The sequence below is a fragment of the Dactylosporangium sp. NPDC050688 genome (genome assembly GCF_040654515.1).
In the GTDB taxonomy this organism is placed as follows: Bacteria; Actinomycetota; Actinomycetes; order Mycobacteriales; family Micromonosporaceae; genus Dactylosporangium.
The window spans coordinates 19,582-38,161 of the sequence record NZ_JBFAIC010000028.1; the positions used below are offsets into that span (position 1 = coordinate 19,582).

General features: G+C 74.0%; 17 protein-coding genes and 1 pseudogene. 10 read left to right on the forward strand and 8 right to left on the reverse strand.

Annotated elements, in window-relative coordinates:
- Positions 1-104 precede the first annotated feature (104 nt).
- Entirely contained in the window at positions 105-659 is a 555-nt protein-coding gene (locus tag AB0H83_RS25475; protein ID WP_360098559.1) for a hypothetical protein, read from the forward strand.
- Positions 660-788: 129 nt separating this feature from the next.
- Here the strand turns inward: AB0H83_RS25475 and AB0H83_RS25480 are convergent, their stop codons facing one another.
- Positions 789-2,477: a protein kinase gene (locus tag AB0H83_RS25480; RefSeq protein ID WP_360098561.1), complete on the reverse strand. Its 1,689-nt coding sequence runs from the start codon at positions 2,475-2,477 to the stop codon at positions 789-791.
- Between the two features lie 142 nt (positions 2,478-2,619).
- Here AB0H83_RS25480 and AB0H83_RS25485 point away from each other — a divergent pair, with 142 nt between their 5' ends.
- The 3 genes from AB0H83_RS25485 to AB0H83_RS25495 are packed head-to-tail and all read left to right on the forward strand — an operon-like array spanning position 2,620 to position 4,062.
- Positions 2,620-2,961, forward strand: a complete 342-nt coding sequence (locus AB0H83_RS25485) for a metalloregulator ArsR/SmtB family transcription factor (protein WP_360098563.1) — start codon at positions 2,620-2,622, stop codon at positions 2,959-2,961.
- A 3-nt stretch (positions 2,962-2,964) separates the two neighbouring features.
- Positions 2,965-3,435 (forward strand): SRPBCC family protein, encoded by a 471-nt coding sequence (locus AB0H83_RS25490; RefSeq protein WP_360098565.1) that lies wholly within the window; start codon positions 2,965-2,967, stop codon positions 3,433-3,435.
- Positions 3,436-3,441: 6 nt separating this feature from the next.
- Entirely contained in the window at positions 3,442-4,062 is a 621-nt protein-coding gene (locus tag AB0H83_RS25495) for a dihydrofolate reductase family protein (protein WP_360098567.1), read from the forward strand.
- A gap of 79 nt (positions 4,063-4,141) precedes the next feature.
- Here the strand turns inward: AB0H83_RS25495 and AB0H83_RS25500 are convergent.
- Together AB0H83_RS25500 and AB0H83_RS25505 are read right to left on the reverse strand one after the other, a co-directional pair.
- Positions 4,142-4,345, reverse strand: a pseudogene (locus AB0H83_RS25500) (MerR family transcriptional regulator); the annotation flags it as partial.
- Positions 4,346-4,359: 14 nt separating this feature from the next.
- Positions 4,360-4,887 carry a pyridoxamine 5'-phosphate oxidase family protein gene (locus tag AB0H83_RS25505; RefSeq protein WP_360098569.1) on the reverse strand — a complete coding sequence of 176 codons (528 nt, stop codon included), beginning with the start codon at positions 4,885-4,887 and terminating at the stop codon, positions 4,360-4,362.
- A 138-nt stretch (positions 4,888-5,025) separates the two neighbouring features.
- Between AB0H83_RS25505 and AB0H83_RS25510 the strand changes: the two genes are divergently transcribed.
- Complete coding sequence (locus AB0H83_RS25510; protein WP_360098571.1) at positions 5,026-5,604, forward strand: dihydrofolate reductase family protein; 579 nt, start codon at positions 5,026-5,028, stop codon at positions 5,602-5,604.
- Here AB0H83_RS25510 and AB0H83_RS25515 read toward each other — a convergent pair.
- Positions 5,586-6,296 carry a helix-turn-helix domain-containing protein gene (locus tag AB0H83_RS25515; RefSeq protein ID WP_360098573.1) on the reverse strand — a complete coding sequence of 237 codons (711 nt, stop codon included), beginning with the start codon at positions 6,294-6,296 and terminating at the stop codon, positions 5,586-5,588. The genes AB0H83_RS25510 and AB0H83_RS25515 overlap by 19 nt on opposite strands.
- Positions 6,297-6,500: 204 nt before the next feature.
- Here AB0H83_RS25515 and AB0H83_RS25520 point away from each other — a divergent pair, with 204 nt between their 5' ends.
- From AB0H83_RS25520 to AB0H83_RS25530, 3 genes are all read left to right on the forward strand, one after another.
- On the forward strand, positions 6,501-6,818 hold the full coding sequence (locus AB0H83_RS25520; RefSeq protein WP_360098575.1) for an HPF/RaiA family ribosome-associated protein: 318 nt from the start codon (positions 6,501-6,503) through the stop codon (positions 6,816-6,818).
- A gap of 118 nt (positions 6,819-6,936) precedes the next feature.
- Positions 6,937-7,677 carry a sigma 54 modulation/S30EA ribosomal C-terminal domain-containing protein gene (locus AB0H83_RS25525; RefSeq protein ID WP_360098577.1) on the forward strand — a complete coding sequence of 247 codons (741 nt, stop codon included), beginning with the start codon at positions 6,937-6,939 and terminating at the stop codon, positions 7,675-7,677.
- A gap of 143 nt (positions 7,678-7,820) precedes the next feature.
- Entirely contained in the window at positions 7,821-8,225 is a 405-nt protein-coding gene (locus AB0H83_RS25530; protein ID WP_360098579.1) for a pyridoxamine 5'-phosphate oxidase family protein, read from the forward strand.
- A 411-nt stretch (positions 8,226-8,636) separates the two neighbouring features.
- Here AB0H83_RS25530 and AB0H83_RS25535 read toward each other — a convergent pair whose 3' ends face one another.
- Both AB0H83_RS25535 and AB0H83_RS25540 read right to left on the reverse strand, forming a co-directional pair.
- On the reverse strand, positions 8,637-9,296 hold the full coding sequence (locus AB0H83_RS25535; RefSeq protein WP_360098581.1) for a maleylpyruvate isomerase family mycothiol-dependent enzyme: 660 nt from the start codon (positions 9,294-9,296) through the stop codon (positions 8,637-8,639).
- Positions 9,293-9,871, reverse strand: coding sequence for a TetR family transcriptional regulator (locus tag AB0H83_RS25540; protein ID WP_360098583.1), 579 nt, complete (start codon positions 9,869-9,871; stop codon positions 9,293-9,295). Before AB0H83_RS25540 ends, AB0H83_RS25535 begins: the two co-directional genes overlap by 4 nt.
- Before the next feature lie 292 nt (positions 9,872-10,163).
- Here AB0H83_RS25540 and AB0H83_RS25545 point away from each other — a divergent pair, with 292 nt between their 5' ends.
- Both AB0H83_RS25545 and AB0H83_RS25550 read left to right on the forward strand, forming a co-directional pair.
- Positions 10,164-10,856: a hypothetical protein gene (locus AB0H83_RS25545; RefSeq protein WP_360098585.1), complete on the forward strand. Its 693-nt coding sequence runs from the start codon at positions 10,164-10,166 to the stop codon at positions 10,854-10,856.
- A 153-nt stretch (positions 10,857-11,009) separates the two neighbouring features.
- Positions 11,010-13,316, forward strand: coding sequence for a cellulose binding domain-containing protein (locus AB0H83_RS25550; RefSeq protein ID WP_360098587.1), 2,307 nt, complete (start codon positions 11,010-11,012; stop codon positions 13,314-13,316).
- Between the two features lie 65 nt (positions 13,317-13,381).
- Here the strand turns inward: AB0H83_RS25550 and AB0H83_RS25555 are convergent, their stop codons facing one another.
- Positions 13,382-15,772: a tetratricopeptide repeat protein gene (locus tag AB0H83_RS25555; RefSeq protein WP_360098589.1), complete on the reverse strand. Its 2,391-nt coding sequence runs from the start codon at positions 15,770-15,772 to the stop codon at positions 13,382-13,384.
- 127 nt (positions 15,773-15,899) lie between these two features.
- Positions 15,900-18,578 carry a LuxR C-terminal-related transcriptional regulator gene (locus AB0H83_RS25560; protein WP_360098591.1) on the reverse strand — a complete coding sequence of 893 codons (2,679 nt, stop codon included), beginning with the start codon at positions 18,576-18,578 and terminating at the stop codon, positions 15,900-15,902.
- Positions 18,579-18,580: the final 2 nt, after the last annotated feature.

Here is an 18,580-nt window from a genome sequence, read left to right on the forward strand (position 1 = left end):
GGTGAGCGCACCGGCCAGGGCCGCCCCGCCGGCCGGTCTCCAGGGGGACCATGGTGGCGCACGACATCGTTGCGCGCCGATGCGGTGGGCCGCACAATCGGCGGGTGGGCACGCACGCGTGGGACGACCTGGTCGCGACGTTCACGGCGAGCGGGCTCCCCGTCCCGCCGGTGCCCGAGCCGTTGCGGCCCGCGCTGCAGGCCCCACAGCCGTGGTGCTGGACGACCCGCGACATCGACCCGGTCCGGATGTACCTGTTCGACGCCGGGTTCCTCGCCGACATCCTCGCCGGGCGGGTCGAGGACCACGTCGCGGTGAGCCACGCCGGGCACGGCATCAACTCATATGCCGTCAACTACCATCTGGTGTACGGACCGCTCGCCGTCCTCATGCAGGTCGGCTGGGGCGGCGTGTACACGGACAACGCGGCCGCGGCGGCCCGGCTCGGCGAGCTGTGGCGGCGCTGCGACGCGCTGCTGACCCGGCCCGCGCCGGACGGTGGCGGGCGGGTCGTGTGCGTGTTCAGCGAGCTGCGCGGGGTGTCGGCGTGCGGGCCGGTCCCGCCCGGCGGCGGCGATGCGCACGACTTCCTCGCCGCGCACGGCACCGCCGGTGACGCGGCGTTCGACGCGGCCCGGCGGCTGCTCACCCGAGCGTAAGACGGCGGCCGGCACGCCCGCCGGCCGCGCCGTGCCAGCCGACCGAGCGCGGCGGCCAATCGAGGACGGCGGCCAACCAAGGGCGGCAGCCGACCGAGTGCGGCGGCCGACCGGAGTGCGGCGGCCGCGTCACGCCGCCGGGGTCGTGGTGCAGGCCCAGTCCTGCTGGCCGGGCGGGCTGTAGGCCGACACTCCGGAGGCCTTGAACGCCCGCACCTTGAAGCACATGTACGTGCCGGGCGCCAGGCCGTCCCACGTGTACGACGTCGCGTTGGCGCCCGTGTTCCTGGACGTCTCGCCGTTGATGACGGTGAAGCCTGCCTCGTCGGCGGAGCCGTCCGTCCACTGCAGGCGGATGGCGTTCGGGCCCGACGGCGTCGCGGTGAGGCCGCTCGGCGCGGCCGGGCCGGTGCCGCCCAGCGTGACGGCGCAGACCCAGTCCTGCTGGGCGGTCGGGAAGTACGCCGACACGCCGGACGCGTTGAACGCGCGGACCTTGAAGCACATGCGGGTGTCCGGGGCCAGGCCGTCCCAGTCCAGCGAGGTCGCGTTGGCGGCGGCGTCGCGGGACGTGGCGCCGTTGAGGACGCTGAAGCCGGTCTCGCCGCTGGAGGTGTCCGTCCACCGCAGGCGGATCGTCGTGGCGCTGACCGGGGTCGCCGTCAGGTTCGCCGGCACGGCCAGCACCGCACCCCGTCCCGGGCCGGCGCTGCCGCCGGCCGCCGACGCCGGGCCGGACGTGCCGGGCACCGCCGCCGCGCTCGTGGCGCCGGCCCCCGCAGCCCCCGCAGCGAGTCCCGCGGCGCCGGCCGAGTCGGCGGCCGCCGGGTTCGCGGCCGCCTCGGGGGTCCGCGGGTCGTCGCCGCCGCCGGGGACGGCCAGCGCCACCGCGACGACCGCGACCGCCACCACCGCGGCGGCGGCGCCGAGCGCGACAGTCCGGCGCCGGCCGGCGTTGCGAGGGAAGGCGGCGGCCGGCGGTGCGCTCTCGCGCCGGGTCAGCTCCTCCGTCAGCGCCTGCCGGGCCGCGGTGGCGAACTCGGCGGCCGACGGCCAGCGCTTCGCCGGGTCCTTCGCCAGGGCCCGCTCGACCACCGTCCGGACGGCGGGCGGCACGTCCTGCGGCAGCGGCGGCAGTTCGTCGTGGGCGTGCCGCAGCGCGATCTGCAGCACGCTCTCCCCCACGAACGGCAGCCGCCCGGCCAGGCACCGGTACGCGACGACGCCGAGGGAGTAGATGTCGGACCGGGCGGTCGCCGGCTCGCCGCCCGCCCGCTCCGGCGCCAGGTACGAGGCGGTGCCCAGCAGCAGCCCGGCGGCGGTCTGGTGGGTCGTCGCGGCCGACCGGGCGATGCCGAAGTCGGTGAGCACCGTGCTGCCGTCGGGGCGCAGCAGCAGGTTCGCCGGCTTGATGTCGCGGTGCGTCACGCCCTTCTCGTGCGCCGCGTGCAGCGCCTCGGCCGCCTCGGCGACCAGCCGCATCGTCGCCTGCGCCGTCAGCCGCTCCTCGCGGTCCAGCGTGCGGGCGAGCGACTCGCCGTCGATGTACTTCATCACCAGGTACATGCCGGCCGCGGGGTCGTCGCCGAAGTCGTACACGTCGACGACCCCGGGGTGACTGATCGTCGCCATGGTGCGCGCCTCGGCCCGGAACCGCTCCGCGAACTCGGGCTCGTCGGAGGGCGCCCGAAGCAGCTTCACCGCCACCGTGCGCCCGAGCACGCTGTCCACGCCCTGCCAGACGTCGCCCATGCCACCGCTGGCGATGTGCCGCCCGATCTCGTACCGCCCGGCCAGCACTGTTCCCGCGCCGATCACCGCGTCCCCTTCCCGCAGGTCAGGCCCCCACCGAACGATGCTCGAGCCGCTGTACGCCGAGGGATTCATACCGCACGCCGCCGGACCACGGCAATCCGAGTCCACGCTTGACGCATACCGATATGGGTATACGATGGCCGCCATGGCACGAGCAGCGACGACGTCGGACGTCTTCAACGCGATCGCCGAGCCGCAGCGCCGGGAGATCCTGGTGCTACTGCGGGCGGGCGAGCGGCCGGTGACCGAGCTGGCCCTGGAGCTGGGGATGACCCAGCCCGGGGCGTCCAAGCACCTGCGGGTGCTCCGGGAGGTCGGGCTGGTGCGGGACCGCAAGGCGGGCAAGCAGCGCCTGTACGGCCTCGACGCCCGCGGGCTGCGGCCGGTGCACGAGTGGACCGGCGGGTTCGAGCGGTTCTGGAACGAGAGCTTCGACCGGCTGGACGCGTACGTACAGGACCTGAAGCAGGCAAGGCAGGAGGGGTAGCCAATGAGCGCGACGGCCGACCGTGAGGTGGTGATCTCCCGGGCCATCAGTGCCCCACGGGAGCTGGTGTTCGAGGCGTTCACCGAGGTGCGGCACTTGTCGCGGTGGTGGGGTCCGGAGGGGTTCACCACCACCACGCGGGCGTTCGAGTTCCGCGTCGGCGGAGTCTGGGACTTCGTGATGCACGGACCGGACGGGACGGACTACCAGGAGTGGATCTCCTGGACCGAGATCACCCCGCCGGAGCGGATCGCGCTGCTGCACGGCGAGCACCGCGACGACCCGAACGCCTTCACGTCGGTCCTCACGTTCGCGCCGGACGGCGCGGCGACCCGGATCGAGCTGCGCACGGTGTTCGCCACCAAGGAGCTGCGCGACGAGGCGGTCGAGAAGTACCACGCGATCGAGGGCGGCCGGCAGACCCTGGACAATCTGGCCGCCTACGTGACCGAGCTCGTCCGGCAAGGGAGCTGAGCGCTGATGGCCGGGAAGGTGTTCTTCAGCGTGTCGATGTCGCTGGACGGTTTCATCGCGCCCGCGTCCCTCGGGGACCTGATGGGACAGCAGTGGATGGAGCTGCAGCAGTGGATGTTCCCGCTGCGGTTCATCCGGGAGAACCTGAAGCTCGGCGAGGGCGGTGAGGAGGGCCGCGACAACGACATCGTACGGCAGACGCATCTGCGCACCGGCGCGAGCGTGATGGGCAAGCGCATGTTCGACGCCGGCGAGCACGCGTGGCCGGAGGAGGCGCCGTTCCACACGCCGGTCTTCGTCGTGACGCACGAGCGGCGTGCCCCCTGGGAGCGGCCCGGTGGGACCACGTTCCACTTCGTCAACGACGGCATCGAGGCCGCGCTCGACCGGGCCCGCGAGGCCGCCGGAGACCGGGACATCCGGATCGCGGGCGGCGGCGCGACGATCCTGCAGTACGTGAACGCCGGCCTGGTCGACGAGTTCACGATCGCGCTGTCCCCCGTGCTGTTCGGCTCCGGGATCCGGCTGTTCGAGGGCGTGGACGCGGGCCGCGTGGCCCTGGAGCCGGTCCGCGCGGAGCCGACGCGGCGGGTGACCCACCTGACCTACGCGGTCCGGCCGCGGTAACCGCGCGGGGCTACCTACCCGTCGGCGACGACGACCCGGTACCCGGCGTCGAAGTCGTCCTGGTCGAGCAGGGCGCGACCGGTGCGGCGCCGGCCGGGCGCTGGCGGACCATGACGGCGCTGGGCTCGACGGCGACGACGGTCTGCGGAGGTTCGTACGAGCCCGCGCCGGCACCGACGTTGACCACCGAACGGGCATCGCCGAGCGCGGCGGTGACACGGGCGGCGATGCGCGGGTCGGGCCGGCGGGTCGTGGCGTAGCCGGTGCCGATCGTGTCGTAGACGTCCACGGCGCCGGTCACTCGCGCTCGACGCGGCGCAGCCCCTGCGCCGGGGTCCACCACTCGACGACGAGCAGCGTCGCCTCGGCGTTGAGGTGGGTGTGCACGACCTCGGTGATGTCGGCGCGGAAGCGGTCGCCGCCCGAGCCGCCCGAGCCGCCGTCGCCGCCCGAGCCGCCGTCGCCGTCCGAGACGTCCGGGCCGTCCGAGACGCCCGGGCCGCCGGTGGCCGGCTCGGCAAGGACCGCCCGGCCGGAGATCTTCGCCTCGCCCGGCCACTGCGCCTCGGCACCTTCGACCGGGTCGACGGTCGCGCTGTGCAGCGCGAACCTCGGGTCGCGGCGCAGGTCGGCGCCCTTGCGCGCGTGCGCCATCGAACCGAAGGTGAGCTCGCCGTCGGCGAAGACCACCTCGATGCCGGAGATGCGTGGTGCGCCGTCGGCCCGCAGCGTCGCGATGGTCTTGTGCCGGTGGGCGTCGAACAGCTGCTGCACGCGGTCGGCGAACTCCGGCGCCGCCGCTCGTACGTCCCGCCATGCCGTCATCGTCCGATGATGCCACCGGCGGTGTCGTTTCCGTACAAGACGCCACCGGTGACCGTTCCTAGCATCGTCGGCGGGCGTCGCGCCCGGCACATGAGGAGCACAGCACATGAGGAGCACAGCACATGAGGAGCACAGCAGATGCGTGAACTGGTCTACACCGCGTTCGTCTCGCTCGACGGCGTCGTCGACTCGCCGGGTGGCGGGCCGGGTGAGGAGCACCGCAGCGGCGGCTGGGTGTTCAAGGACATCGAGTTCTCGCCCGAGGCGTTCGCCCTGAAGGGTGAGGAGCTGCAGGAGACCTCGGCGCTGATGTTCGGCCGGCGCAGCTACGAGGTGTTCGCGCCGGTGTGGCGCGAGTCGGAGGACCACGCGGCGTACAAGGAGCTGCCGAAGTACGTCGTGTCGGCCACCCTGCCGGACGGTGCGCTCGTGGACGGCTGGGGCGACACGACGATCCTGCGCTCGACCGCGGACGTCGCCGCGCTCAAGCAGGGCGACGGCGGCGCGGTCTTCATCCACGGCAGCGCGCAGCTCGCCCGCCGCCTGTCCGACGCGGATCTGATCGACCGGTACCACCTGTTGGTCTTCCCGGTGCTGCTCGGCGCGGGCAAGAGCCTGTTCAGCCGGGCCGACCGGGACAAGCAGTCGCTGCGGCTGCGGGCGTCGGAGGCGTACCCGAACGGCATCGTCAAAATGGTCTACGACGTGACCCGCTGAAGCAGGTCCAGGGCGATCGGGCCGCCGGTGCCGTCGCGCAGCTGGCGTGCCGTGCGGCCGACGTACTGGCGCAGGGCCCGGGCCAGGTGCGGCTCGTCGAAGTACTCGAACCGGGTGACGACGTCGGCGACGGCGACCCCGGCGGCCAGCGCCACCGACGCCTCGCGGGCGCGCTCGATCTGCCGGACCGCGCCCTGGGTGAACCCGGTCACCGCGCGGAACCGCCGCTCGACGGTGCGCGCCGACACGTCGGGCCGGCGCCCCCGGCGGACCTGCGTGACGAGCGGGTCACGGATCAGCGTCCCGGCGCGCACGAGCCGGTCGACGAGGGCCTCGGCGTCGTCGGGGCCGGGCGTCTCGAAGCGCAGCCCGTCCAGCCGGAACATCCTGCGGGTCGCGTCGGGCAGCGCCACGCCGCCGTCGACCAGCGCCGCGGCCGGCGCCACCCGCAGCGATGTGCCGACGGCGAACTCGATGCCGACGAACGCCGCCCCCTCCGGCACCGGCGCCGTGCCGGTCCTGGACTCGGGGCCGCTGACACCCGCGTACGGCACGCCGTCGAGCTGCCAGAACACCAGCCCCCAGCACACCGCCGCGACCGAGGTCATCCGGGTCACCCGCTCGCTGGTGCAGGTCCACACGGTGTCGACCCACGGCGAGTCCGACGCGCGCGTCTCGAACCGCAAAGCCACGCCTGCAGGATAAGCGCACCCGGCGCCCGGGGCGGGGACGCTGTGCGAGGGTGACGGTCTGCGCGGGCCCGATCACGGCGCCCACATCCGGGACCTTGGTCCCGCCGTGCCGGACATAAGGGCCCTGGAGCGGGCCCGGCCGGGGAGATCGAATAGGCGCAGGCGGTCGGCGCACCGCCCGGTCAACGAGGGAAGGACGAGATCATGTCCCGCACGCACGACGAGGTCTCCATCCAGGTCCAGCTGCAGGAGGACATGGAGCCGCAGCTGCAACGGTACGCCCGGGAAAAGATCACCACGGTGCTCGGGCACATCGGCCGGCCGGTCCTGTACGCCAGGGTGCGCCTGGACCAGACCGGCAACCCCGCCGCGACCCGCCCGGTGACCGCCCGCGCCGAGATCGACGTCAACGGCCGGGTCCTGCACGCCGAGGTGTCCGCCGACACCGCCTACGAGGCCGTCGACCTGCTCCAGGACCGCCTGCAGAGCCAGCTGGAGCGGGAGAAGACCGGCCACCGCTGACGGCCGCGGGTCCCTGCCCGGGCAATGGTCCCGCCCGGGTAGGGACCTTCGGCACTGCCGGGCCGTGCCCCCCGCCGCCGACACTGGCCGGATCACCGATGCAGGAGGTGTACCCCCGATGCAGGACCTCGACCTGATGCCCACCGGCGAGGTGGAGCTGCGCAGCCACGGCCCGATCGGCCAGGACGACCGCGACGGCGCGCGGGCGGTGGTCGCGGACGTGCTCGCCCGCCACGGCTGCGTCGCCGGCGCCCGGGTACGCCTGACCGCCGGCCACCGCTCCGGCGGGCCGATGGTCGTGCAGGTGAACCTGCGTGTCGCCGGCGCGCCCGCCCGCATCCAGGTCGCCGGGGCGACCCCGGCCGCGGCCGTCGCGGCCGCCGCCGTCCGGCTGGACCACCAGGTCCAGCGGTTGCGGACGGCCTGGGAACCGTGGCCGTGGCCCGACCCGCAGCGGCACCCCCTGGCCATCCCCGGACGGGACCGGATCACCCGCCGCAAGGCGGTCGTGCTGCGCCCCCGCCGTACCTGCCAGGCCGCGTCGACGCTGGCGGCGATGGACTACGACGTGTGCCTGTTCACCGACGCCGACACCGGCGAGGACGCGGTCGTCTACCGCGCCGGGCCGACCGGGCTGCGCGTCGCCCGGCAGCGCAGCATGCGCCCCGCCCCGGCGTCGGGCACCCCGGTGCCGACGGTCAACTCCCGCCGTACCCCGGAGCTCACCCCCGAGACGGCCGCGGCGCGGCTCGCCGAGGGCTGGCTGCCGTTCCTGTTCTTCACTGACCCCGGCACCGCCCGAGGGGCGGTCGTGTACCGCCGCTACGACGGCGGCATCACCCTGCTGTGCCCGGCATGACCGGCGACAACGCGGCAGCCGGCCGGCGGGCCGACAACGCGGCTGCCGGCCGGCGAACCGGCACCGCGGCTGCCGGCCGGCGGGCCGGCGTGACCAGCATGACGACGCGGCCGGCCGGTGGGCCGGCGGAAGAGAGTGGACCGATGACGTCGATGCGAGCCCTGGGCCGCGACCGCTGCCTGCAGCTGCTGGCCTCGGTGCCGGTCGGCCGGGTGGTGTTCAGCATGCGCGCCCTGCCGGCGATCCGGCCGGTGAACCACCTCGTCGACGGCAACACCGTCGTCATCCGCAGCAACCTCGGCGGCGCGCTCGCATCCACCGCCACCCAGACGGGCGCCGTCGTCGTCGCGTACGAGGCGGACACCTTCGACCTGGACAACCACACCGGCTGGACGGTGGTCGTCACCGGCACCGCCAGGCTCATCCTCGACGCCGACCGGCAGGCACGGTACGAGCAACTGCTGCACCCCTGGGTCGACGAACCGATGAACTGCGTGATCGGCATCGACTGCGACCTGGTGACGGGCTACGAGCTGGCGCCGGCCTGACCGCCGTGCCGGTCGCGGGCAGCGGCCCGGTGTCTTCTTCCTCGGCGACCAGCCGCAGTGCGGCCAGCGGCCCGTCACCCCACGGGACCAGGTCGACCACGGCGGCCCGCGGCACGAACGACACCTCCACCACGTCCTGCCACTGCGGCCCGGCCTCCGGCGGCTCGGCGTCGTGCAGCTCGATCCGGAACTCGACCTGGCCGTAGTGGGTCCCCGCGATGAGGAACAGCGCGCCCGGCTCGCCGGCCCCGCACAACCCGTTCACCTGCCCGGCGAACGCCCCGCTCATGCCCGGCACGTCACGACTGGTCAGGTAGACCTGACCGTAGTCGACCGGAACCTTGCCGTCGAAGAGCACCCGCATCGGCCGATGATGCCATCGACCATCGCCCCTGCACCGGCCGGCCCGGGTCAGACGGGGGCGGGGCGCTGGAGGCGGGCGGCCAGGGCGGCCGCGCCGGGGCCGGTCAGCTCGGGCAGGGTCGCGCGGCGGCCGGCGATCACCATGAGCAGCGCGCCCATCGGGCCGCGGACCTCTGGGCCGGTGCCGGTGGACCACGACGTGTCGGTGGCGGTGAGGCGCAGACCGGCGACCTTGCGCACCGACGGCAGCGGGGGTGGCATGCGCATCGTCAGCAGGCGGGTCGCGGCGGTCGCCGCGGCGGCCGTGGGCAGGTCCAGGCGGCGCCCGAGCGGGACGGCGATGTCCTGGCTGTGGATGAGGGCGTCGGCGAGGGCCTCCAGCGGGGTGACGCCGACGGTGTGCCGGCGGGAGCCGACCATGCCGCAGATCTGGGCGACCAGCCGGTCGGTGGGCTGGGCGGCGCGGCGGCGGGAGACGTGCGCGACGGTGCGGTCCATGCTGCCGCGCCAGTGCAGGACCACGCCGAGCGCGGCGAGCGGGCCGAGCTGCTGCATGGTCAGGTGGGCGGCGACGTCGCGGACGGTCCAACCCTCGCACAGCGACGGGTGGCGCCACTCGTCGTCGGTGAGGTCGTCCAGCAGGTCGCACAGCGCGGTGCGCTGGGCGTCGACGGCCGCCCACACGTGGTCGAGCTCCAAACGGTTCATCGTGGCACCTCCGGGGACGTCGGGCTGATGACGGTCGTGACGAGCGCGAGGATCTGGGCGGAGGGGTCGAACGCCGGGTCGGGGATGGCCAGCTCGTGCAGGACGAGGCCGGTCCAGTGGTTCATGATCAGTGGTGCGTCGCGGTCGGGGTCGGTGGAGCCGGCGACCCGCAGCCAGTTCATGAACCAGGCGTTGACGCCCGAGCCGGTGGTGAGCAGCTGCGCGCGCAGCGACGGGTGAATGCCGGATTCCACGAGGATGGCGTAGCGGGCCAGGGTCAGCGTCCGGTGCGGGCCGGTGGCCTCGTGCGCGGCCGCCGTGAGCGTCTCGGCGAGCTCGGCCGGTGTCGTCGGGTACCGCCGCAGCGCCAGCTGCTCCCAGATGGCGCGCTCCCGCGCGGCGAACCGCTCGACGACGGCGTTGAGCAACGCGTCGCGGGTGCGGAAGTGGTTGGACGTGGAGCCGGCCGGCAGTTGCGCGGCGGCGTCCACGGCGCGGTGCGTGAGGGCGTGGATGCCGCCTTCGCCGAGCACGGTGATCGCGGCGTCCAGCAGGGCTTCCCGGCGGCCGGCCATACCCGATACTACGATGATAGTGAACCTCACTACAAGCGTAGTTTTACCCGGCGAACGAACCCAAACTGGCCGATGCGGCGGCAAAGCGCCGTGACCGTCGGTGATCACCTGGTGCTGCTGGACGGATGGCGGGCCGCGATGCTGACTTCCATCGGCTTCTCGGGTACTGTCCGCGAAGCATTCTGCGTGCCGGCTGTGTCGCGGGAGCTCCGGTCGTGGCGGCTGCGAGACGACCCCAGTCCGGTCTGCGGAGCCGCCGCCGAGGAGGGCAGAGACCATGACACAACACGGGATGCGACCGTATGACGAGCGCCTCGCCAACGGTCAGGCGACGCTCGGCCCGCCCACGGAGCAAGGCCCCCGGCACGACGTCAACGCGCAGCACCAGGCCGTGAACGCACAGCACCAGGCGCTGCAGGTGCTGACCATGGCGCAGCGCACCGCCGAGGAGCACCTCGACGGGGCGCGGCGCGAGGCGGAGCAGATCCGGGCCGGGGCGCACACCGAGGCGCAGCAGATCGTGTCGAAGGCGCAGGCGCACGCCGACGCGCTGCACGACGAGGCCGAGAAGATCATCGCCGAGGCGCGGGCCGAGGCGGACCGCATCGCCCAGGCGGCGGAGGCGTTCGCCGGCGAGACGGAGCGCTCCGCGAGCGAGGTGCTGGCCGAGGCGCAGGACCGCTCGGAGAAGATCGTGCAGCAGGCCCGGGCCAACGCGCACGAGATCAAGCAGCGCGCCGAGCAGATCTACGAGGACGTCGTGGGTGGCCTGACCGCCAAGCGGCAGGCGCTGCAGCAGCAGATCGAGTCGCTGGAGCGTTTCGACCACGAGTACCGGTCCCGCCTGACCGCGTTCATGCAGCAGCAGATGCGCGCGCTGTGGGTGAGCCAGCCGCAGGTCGAGGCCGAGTTCGAGGAGGCCGAGGCGGTGCCGGGCGAGCTGACCGCGGCGCCGCGGCACGACCAGGCAGAGATCGAGGAGTAGCGAGGCGAGCGGTCCGCGGCCGTGGCGGTCGCGGACCGGTCAGTGCCTGTATCGCCGCTTGTACCGCCGTTGGTACCACGAGGTCACCTATCTGTGCAGGTCGTCCCGGTGACCTAATCGATGCACCCCTAAATCAGGAGGCATCGAATGCACGTGGCAAGACTCCGACGGCGAGCACTGCTGGCGGGCACCGGGCTGCTCGCCCTGGTGGCCGCCGTCCTGCCGCCCGCCACCGCACACGCCGCACCGGCGTCGTTCGCCCCGACGGCGACGTACAACGGCGGCGGCACGCGGTACACCGGCGCCACCGTCACCTCCCCCGAAGGCACGTACCGGGTCGCGACGAACCTGTGGAACCCGGCGGTGAGCGGCGGGTTCACCATGAACTACGACACGGCGCAGTCCGGGTTCTCGGTGACGAACTACACCGCCAACTCCTACTTCGGCACCGACGCCAACACCGGCCCGGCGTGCACCGACGGCGCGGACAGCTTCGACCCGACCTGCGACTGGGCCGGCGCCGGCGACCCGTGGATCAACCCGAACACCGGCGCCCGGGACCAGTACGCGACCACGGGCGGCACGGCGCCGTTCGTGCTGCAGCAGCCGCCGGCCGACGGCGTGAACCACACCACCGGCACGGCGAACGAGTTCAGCCACCAGATCCACGCGCCGGCCGCGTACCCGAGCATCATCGCCGGCTGCCACTGGGGCGCGTGCGCGCCGACGACCACCACGCCGCAGGGGGCGCCGTTCCCGAAGCAGGCCGCCGGGGTCGCCCGGATGGACTCGGTGTGGAACATCAGCACCCCGGCCACGACCGGCACGAACGAGGCGTGGGACGCGTCCTACGACATCTGGCTCGACTCGAACTGCCGGCCGCAGCCGTCCAACTGCACCACCCAGGGCAGCACCCTGCCGACGAACCCGACGCTGCTGAACAACCCGGGCCAGAACGACGGCGCCGAGATCATGATCTGGGTCAACAACCAGGGGTACAACAACGCCAACGCCGCGGACGCGCAGAACCCCACCAGCTACGCCGCGCACGCCGGCAAGATCCAGCCGGCCGGCATCCCGCTGCTGGTGAACGTCGCGATCCCAGGCATCCGCACCATGGTCAACGGCGTGTCGACGGCGACCACGTTCGACGTGTGGGGTGGCCGGGTCCGCAGCTTCGACAACGGCGTGCGGTGGAACGTCATCTCGTTCGTCGCCCGCACCAAGGGCACCGGGCTCGTCGGTGACCCGGCCGTGCCGCAGTCGATGGCGGCCAACGGCGGCTTCGACAGCCACATCTTCACCAAGTACGCCGCCAGCCTCGACGACATGGGCATCTACTGCGCCACCGACCCGAACTCGCCGATCACCCCGGAGCAGACCGTCTGCCTGGAGATGCGCTGGTGGCTGACGTCGGTGCAGGCCGGCTTCGAGATCTGGAACCTGCCGCAGACCTCGACGATCGCGACGACGAAGTTCAGCGTCAACCCGGTCGCGGTCAGCGGCGGCATCAACACCGGCGGCCGGGCGACCCCGGACGGCACGCCGCTGGTGCACTGGGACGACGTGTTCAACATCAACGCCACCGGGTGCACCCCGTCGACCAGCGCCACGTGGAAGATCGTCGGGCGCAACTACGCGACCACCCCGCCGACGGAGGGCTTCACACTCAGCGGCACGCTCACCGACACCGGGGCGGGCACGTACACCGCGACCGGCGTCGGGCCGCTGCGAAATCCGAACGCCGGCTACGTCCTGCACGACGAGGCGCAGGTGATCATCGCGATCACGTGCAACGGGCAGACGTTCACCAGCACCGGCAACCTGTTCATCGACCCGAGCGGCCGGGTGTTCAACACGGCCGGGGCGCCGGTGAGCGGGGCGACGGTGACGCTGTACCGCTCGGCGACGCAGAACGGCACGTACACGGTGGTGCCGAACGGCAGCACGACCATCATGTCGCCGCGCAACCGGGCGAACCCGTCGATCACCAACGGGTACGGCTTCTACCGCTGGGACGTCTCGCCCGGCTGGTACAAGGTCCGCGTGTCGAAGGCCGGCTGCACCCAGCCGGGCAGCTCGCAGACGTACGTGGACTCCGTGGCCAAGGAGGTGGCGGTGAACCTGCCGCCGGTGACGAACCTCGACCTGGTGCTGTTCTGCGGTGAGACGCCGACGCTGCCGACGACCGTGGTCGTGCGGCCGCCGGGGATCCGGCCGATCAGCCAGGGCGGCTACTGCGCCGACGTGTACGTCACGAACAACACCGGCACCGCGAAGGAATGGTTCACGTCCTTCGCGATCCCGGCCGGGCAGCACATCAGCCAGACCTGGAACATGGTGCTGACCCAGCAGGGCGCGACGGCGGTCAACGTGCACGCCGACCCGGCCAACCCGTGGAACAAGATCCTGCAGCCCGGGCAGACGACGAGCAGCGTCGGGTTCTGCACCGGTCCGTAGGACCGCGGTGGAAGGCCGCTGAAGACTGGCGGGTGCCGGCGTATGGGAGGCCGGCACCCGCCCCTTCATGTCCCGTCGGTGGCGTAGGCGACCGCCTCGGCGAGGGTCATCCGGGCGCCCCGCGCCCACGCCCGGGCCATCGCCTCGTGGTCGAGGTCGCGGTGCACGACGGCGAGGTCCCGGTCGTGGATGGCCTGCTCGACCGGGTTCATCAGCGCGCCGCTGCTCTCCGCGAGCAGGGCGAGCGCACCGAACAGCTGCGCGGCCCGCTGCGACTGCCGCTGCACGACGGCGAGGCTGGCCAGGCCGGCGAGGGACCGTACGATGCCGGCCCGGTCCGCCTCGGCCTGGGTCAGCTGCAGGCTGCGCCGGAAGCAGTCCCGGGACCGGGCGGCGTCGCCGGCGGCGAGGGCGGCGTGGCCGAGATGCTCGAACGAGGTCGCGATCCCCCAGTTGTTGGCCAGTTCGTCGAACAGGCCGAGCGCCTCACCGAAGCGTTCCGCGGCCCGGGCATGGTTGCCCTGGGCGAGATCGGCCAGGCCGAGGTGGTCCAGTGTGATGGCGCGGCCCCAGGCGTGGCCGAGCCGCTGGAACAGCGCGCGGCTCGCCTCGAACAGCGCCTCGGCGCCGACCGGGTCGGGCAGGCCGAGGCGGCTCTGACCGAGGTGGTCCAGGGTCCACGCGATGCCCTCGGTGTCGTCGAGGCCGCGGTACAGCACCAGGCTCTCCTCGAACAGCGCGAGGGCCTCGGCGCTGCCGCCGGACGCCTGCAGCATGGTGCCCACGCCGTGCAGCGCCTCGGCGACGCCGCGCGGGTCGCCCAGCTCGCGGAACAGGGCCAGGCTCTCGTCGAAGTAGGCCTTGGCGCGCACGTGGTCGCTGCGGTCCACGGCGATCCAGCCGGCGCCGCACAGCACGTGGGCGCGCACCGCCGGGTCGTGCTCGCCGGACAGGTGCATGACCAGCGTGACCCACCGGCTGGCCTCGGTGTGGTGGGAGCGGATGTGCCAGAACTTCCACAGCGCGGCGACCAGCCGCAGCCCGGCGTCGGCGTCGTCGCGCTGGATGTGCCACTCCAGGGCGCCGCGCAGGTTGTTGTGCTCGACGCCGAGCCGGTCCAGGTCGGTCTCCTGCTCGGCGAGGGCCAGGTAGTAGCGGGCGTGCCGGTCCCGGACCCGGTCCTGCTCGCCGGAGGCGACGAGGCGTTCCAGCGCGTACTCGCGGATCATCTCGAAGAAGTCGGCGTACCGTTCGCCGTCGGCGCGGACCTCCTGCCGCAGCAGGTTCTTGTCGACGAGCCCGGTGACACCGTCGAGGACCGTGGCGGCGTCGAGGTCCATCACGGCCTCCGCGGCGCTGAGGCAGAACCCGCCGGTGAACACCGCGAGGCGGGCGAAGAGCAGCTGCTCGCCGGGTTCGAGCAGGTCGTAGCTCCAGTCGATGGTGCGTCGCAGCGTCTGCTGCCGCTCCGGCAGGTCCCGCGGCCCGTCGGTGAGCAGCGTGAGGCGGTGGTTGAGCCGGGCCAGGATCGCGGCGGTGGACAGCAGCGCGACCCGGGCGGCGACAAGCTCGATCGCCAGCGGCAGCCCGTCGACGCCGGCGCAGATCGCGGCGACGTCGCCGGCGTTGGCGTCGGTGAGCCGGAACGCGGGGTCGACGGCGGCGGCGCGTTCGACGAACAGCTCGACGGCGGCGCAGCGGGCGACGGCGGCGGCCGTCGGGTCGTGCCGGGCGCTGGGCAGGGCGAGCGGCGGCACCGGCACGAGCCGCTCCCCGCGGATGTGCAGCGGCGCCCGGCTGGTGGCGAGGATGCGCAGCTCCGGGCAGGCGGTGAGCAGCTCCGCGAACAGCCTGGCCGCGCCGAGCAGGTGCTCGCAGTCGTCCAGCAGCAGCAGGAGCCGGCGGTCGCGCAGGTGCTCGACCAGCACGTCCGCCAGCGGTGTGCCGGCGACCTCGCGCACGCCGAGGGCGGTGGCCAGGGTCGGCACGACCAGGGCCTCGTCGCCGACGGGGGCGAACGCGACGAAGCAGACCCCGTCCGGGAACACGGTGCGCAGCTCGCCGGCGACCTCGACGCTGAGCCGGCTCTTGCCGATGCCGGGCGGGCCGACGAGCGTGACGATGCGGACGCCGCGGTGCATGACGGTGTCGCGCACGAGGTCGACCTCGGTCTGCCGGCCGATCAGGCGGGTCAGCGGCGCGGGCAGGTTCGACCGGGTCGCGGGCACCGGTTCGAGGCGGCCCAGCCCGACGAAGGCGCCCTGCTGCTCCGGGTCGATGCGCAGGCAGTGGGCAAGGCGTTCGGCGAGCTCGCGGGACGGGCGGCGCTCGTCGGTCTCGACCTTGCGGATCGTGACCACCGAGTAGCCGACCTGGTTGGCCAGGTCTCGCTGCGTCATGTCGAGCGCGCGCCGCCGGTGCTTGATGACCTGCCCGAACGTGGCGACGGCGGCCACCGACCACCTCCCATCACCCAAGAGACGCAAACCACGACGGTGTTACCGGGCGTGATGCGCCCGGTAACACGCTGGAAACGCTTCCAAGGTGCCCGGTCGTCCCGCCGCCGTCATGAGTGGCGGGTGCTCAGTTTTCCGCGGGCGGGCTACTCAGCCCGGCTTCGAGCCCTTCGCGGCCGTGCACGCCGAGCTTGAGGTACACGCGGGCGAGGTGGTTCTCCACCGTACGGCCGGAAACGGTGAGCCGCTCGGCGATGTCCCGGTTGCTCAGCCCCTGCGCGGCGAGCAGCGCGACCTCCCGCTCCCGGCGGGTGAGCCGGTCGCCGGTGCCGGCCCGGGACAGCAGCGGGGTGCGCAGCCCCGGGCACTGCGCGGCGAGCGCGGCGGCGGCCGCAACGACCCGGGCCGGTTCGCGGGACGTGCCAGCCGTGGCCACGGCGGCTGCGGACAGCGCGTCCACGGCGTACACGGTGAACCCCAGCCGGCCGAAGGCGTCCGCGGCCGACTCCAGCGCCACCGGGTCGCCCTGCGCCGCGCCGGCGACGAACGCCGCGATCGCCGCGCCGAGCGGCCACCCGTCCGGCAGCGTGACCTCCAGCGTGACCTCTGCCAGGACGGCGGCGGCGAGGTCCGCGCGGCCCAGCCGGGCCAGGTCGCCGGCGAGCACGACGGCGGGCATGACCGCGCCGCGCTCCGCCCAGTGGCGGGCCTGCCCGGCCAGGGTCACGCAGGCGTTGTCGGGGTCGCCGGTGTACGCGGTGTGCCAGGCGACGGCACGGTCGATCTCATAGTGGTACATGCGGATCTGGCGCAGCTCGGGGCGGGTCGAGGCCAGCTCGGCGCGCAGCACGCCGGCACGGGCGGTGTCGCCCTGGTGCACGGCGACGAGCAGCCCGATGGCGAGGACCCAGCCGAGCCCGATCGGCGAGTTGACCCGCCGGAAGTACGCGGCGGCCTCGACCGCGTGCCGGCGGGCCCGTTCGAGGTTCCCGGCGGGCAGCTCCAGCGAGGCGAGCCCGGCGGTGATCCAGGCCAGGCCGTGCGCGTCGCCGGTGTCGGCGGCGGCCCGCAGCGCCGCCCCGCCGAACGCGCGGGCCTCCGCGGCGTGCCCGGCGTCGGTGATGACCCGCACGCACAGGCCGGCCAGGCCGGTGAGGACGCCGATGTCGCGGTGCTCGCGGTCGGCCTCGGCGATCAGCCGGTACGCCCGGCGCGACAGCCGCATCGCCGCCGGGAACCGGCCCGCCATCATGCAGGCCATGCCGCCGGCCGCGGCGGCGCGCAGCGACGGCTCGGCACCGTCGCGGCCGTCCACGAGCGGCTCCAGCAGCCGCAGCGCCTCGGCGGGGGTGCCGGACGCGGCCAGCAGCATGCTGCGCTGGGTGGCCAGCTCGGCCCGCCACACGGGGTCGGTGACGGCGGCTTCGGCGGCCTCCAGCACGTCGAGGGCCTCGTCGAGGCGGCCGGCGCCCCAGCCGCGGTAGAAGGCGCGGGCCAGGGCGACCCCGGCGCGGCCCTCGTCGGAGTCGACGGTCCCGGCGAGCCGGTCCAGGGTGCGGTACCCGTCGGCGAACCGGCCGTCGTCGAACTGCGCGGCGCACACCAGCAGGCCCGCCTCGACGTCGCCGGTGGCGGCCCAGGCGTGCCGGGCGAGCCGTTCGCGCAGCCCGGCGCCGGCGCGCAGGACCGTCGCCCGGCGGGCCGCCTCGGTCATCCACGCCGGGTCGAAGCCACCGCCGCCGGTGAGCCGCCACACCGCCCAGCGCAGCAGGTCGTCGGCGCGCCGGGCGCCGGCGTGCTCGTACAGGTCGGCGAGGGTCCGGCTGTGCCGCAGCCGGGCGGAGGCGGGCAGGGTGGCGCGCAGGATCTCCCCGTACAGCGGGTGGGCCAGCCCCGCCGGCAGGCGGCGACCGTCCCGGCGGACCATGATCAGGCCGCGGCGCTCCAGCGACTCGACCGCCTCCGGGTCGCACAGCTCGTGCAGCCGGCTCAGCCCGACCTGACCGGCGAGGGCCAGCAGCTCCAGGGCGCGGCGCTCCTCGGGGGTGGTGCTGCGCAGCCGGGCGTCGAGCAGGTCCGTGAGCCGCTGCGACGCGGTCTGCGACGGCCGCAGGTGCCACAGCCCGTCCACGACGGTCAGCGCGCCGGTGTCCAGCGCGTCGCCGAGCAGCTCCCGCACGTAGAGCGGGTTGCCGGCGGAGACGCGCTGGATGAACGCGACGCTGATGCTGGAGACCGGCCCGGCGAGGACCGCGGCGAGCAGCGCGCCGATCGCCGGCGGGCCGAGCGGCTCCAGGTCGACCCGGGTCAGTCGCCCGGTGCGCAGCAGCGCGGTGACGAAGTCTGGCACGGGCGTGCCGGAGCGCAGCGTCGCGACGACGTCGAGCAGCCCACCGGCGACGATCTGGTGGATGACGAGCGCGGAGAGCGGGTCGAGCAGGTCGACGTCGTCGACGAGCAGGACCGCCCGGCCCTCCGTCGCGGGCCCGGCGCTGAGCGCGCGCACGACGGCGGCGACGGCGCCGCCCGCGTCGTCGCCGGCCCTGGTGCGGGCCGGCAGCCACCGGGCGAAGGCGCCCAGCGGCACGTCCCGGCCGGCCTCGGAGGCGTGCACGCGCAGCACCCGGTGCCCGGACCGGGCCGCTAGGGCCTCGTCGGCGAGGCGGCTCTTGCCGATCCCGGCCGGGCCGACGATGAGGGCGCCGCCGGCCTCGGCGCCGCCGAGGGCGCGCAGCACCGCGGCCCGCTCCGCGTCGCGGGCCACGAACGGCCACCGCCGCTGCGGCTGTTGCGTCTCGACCGTCATGC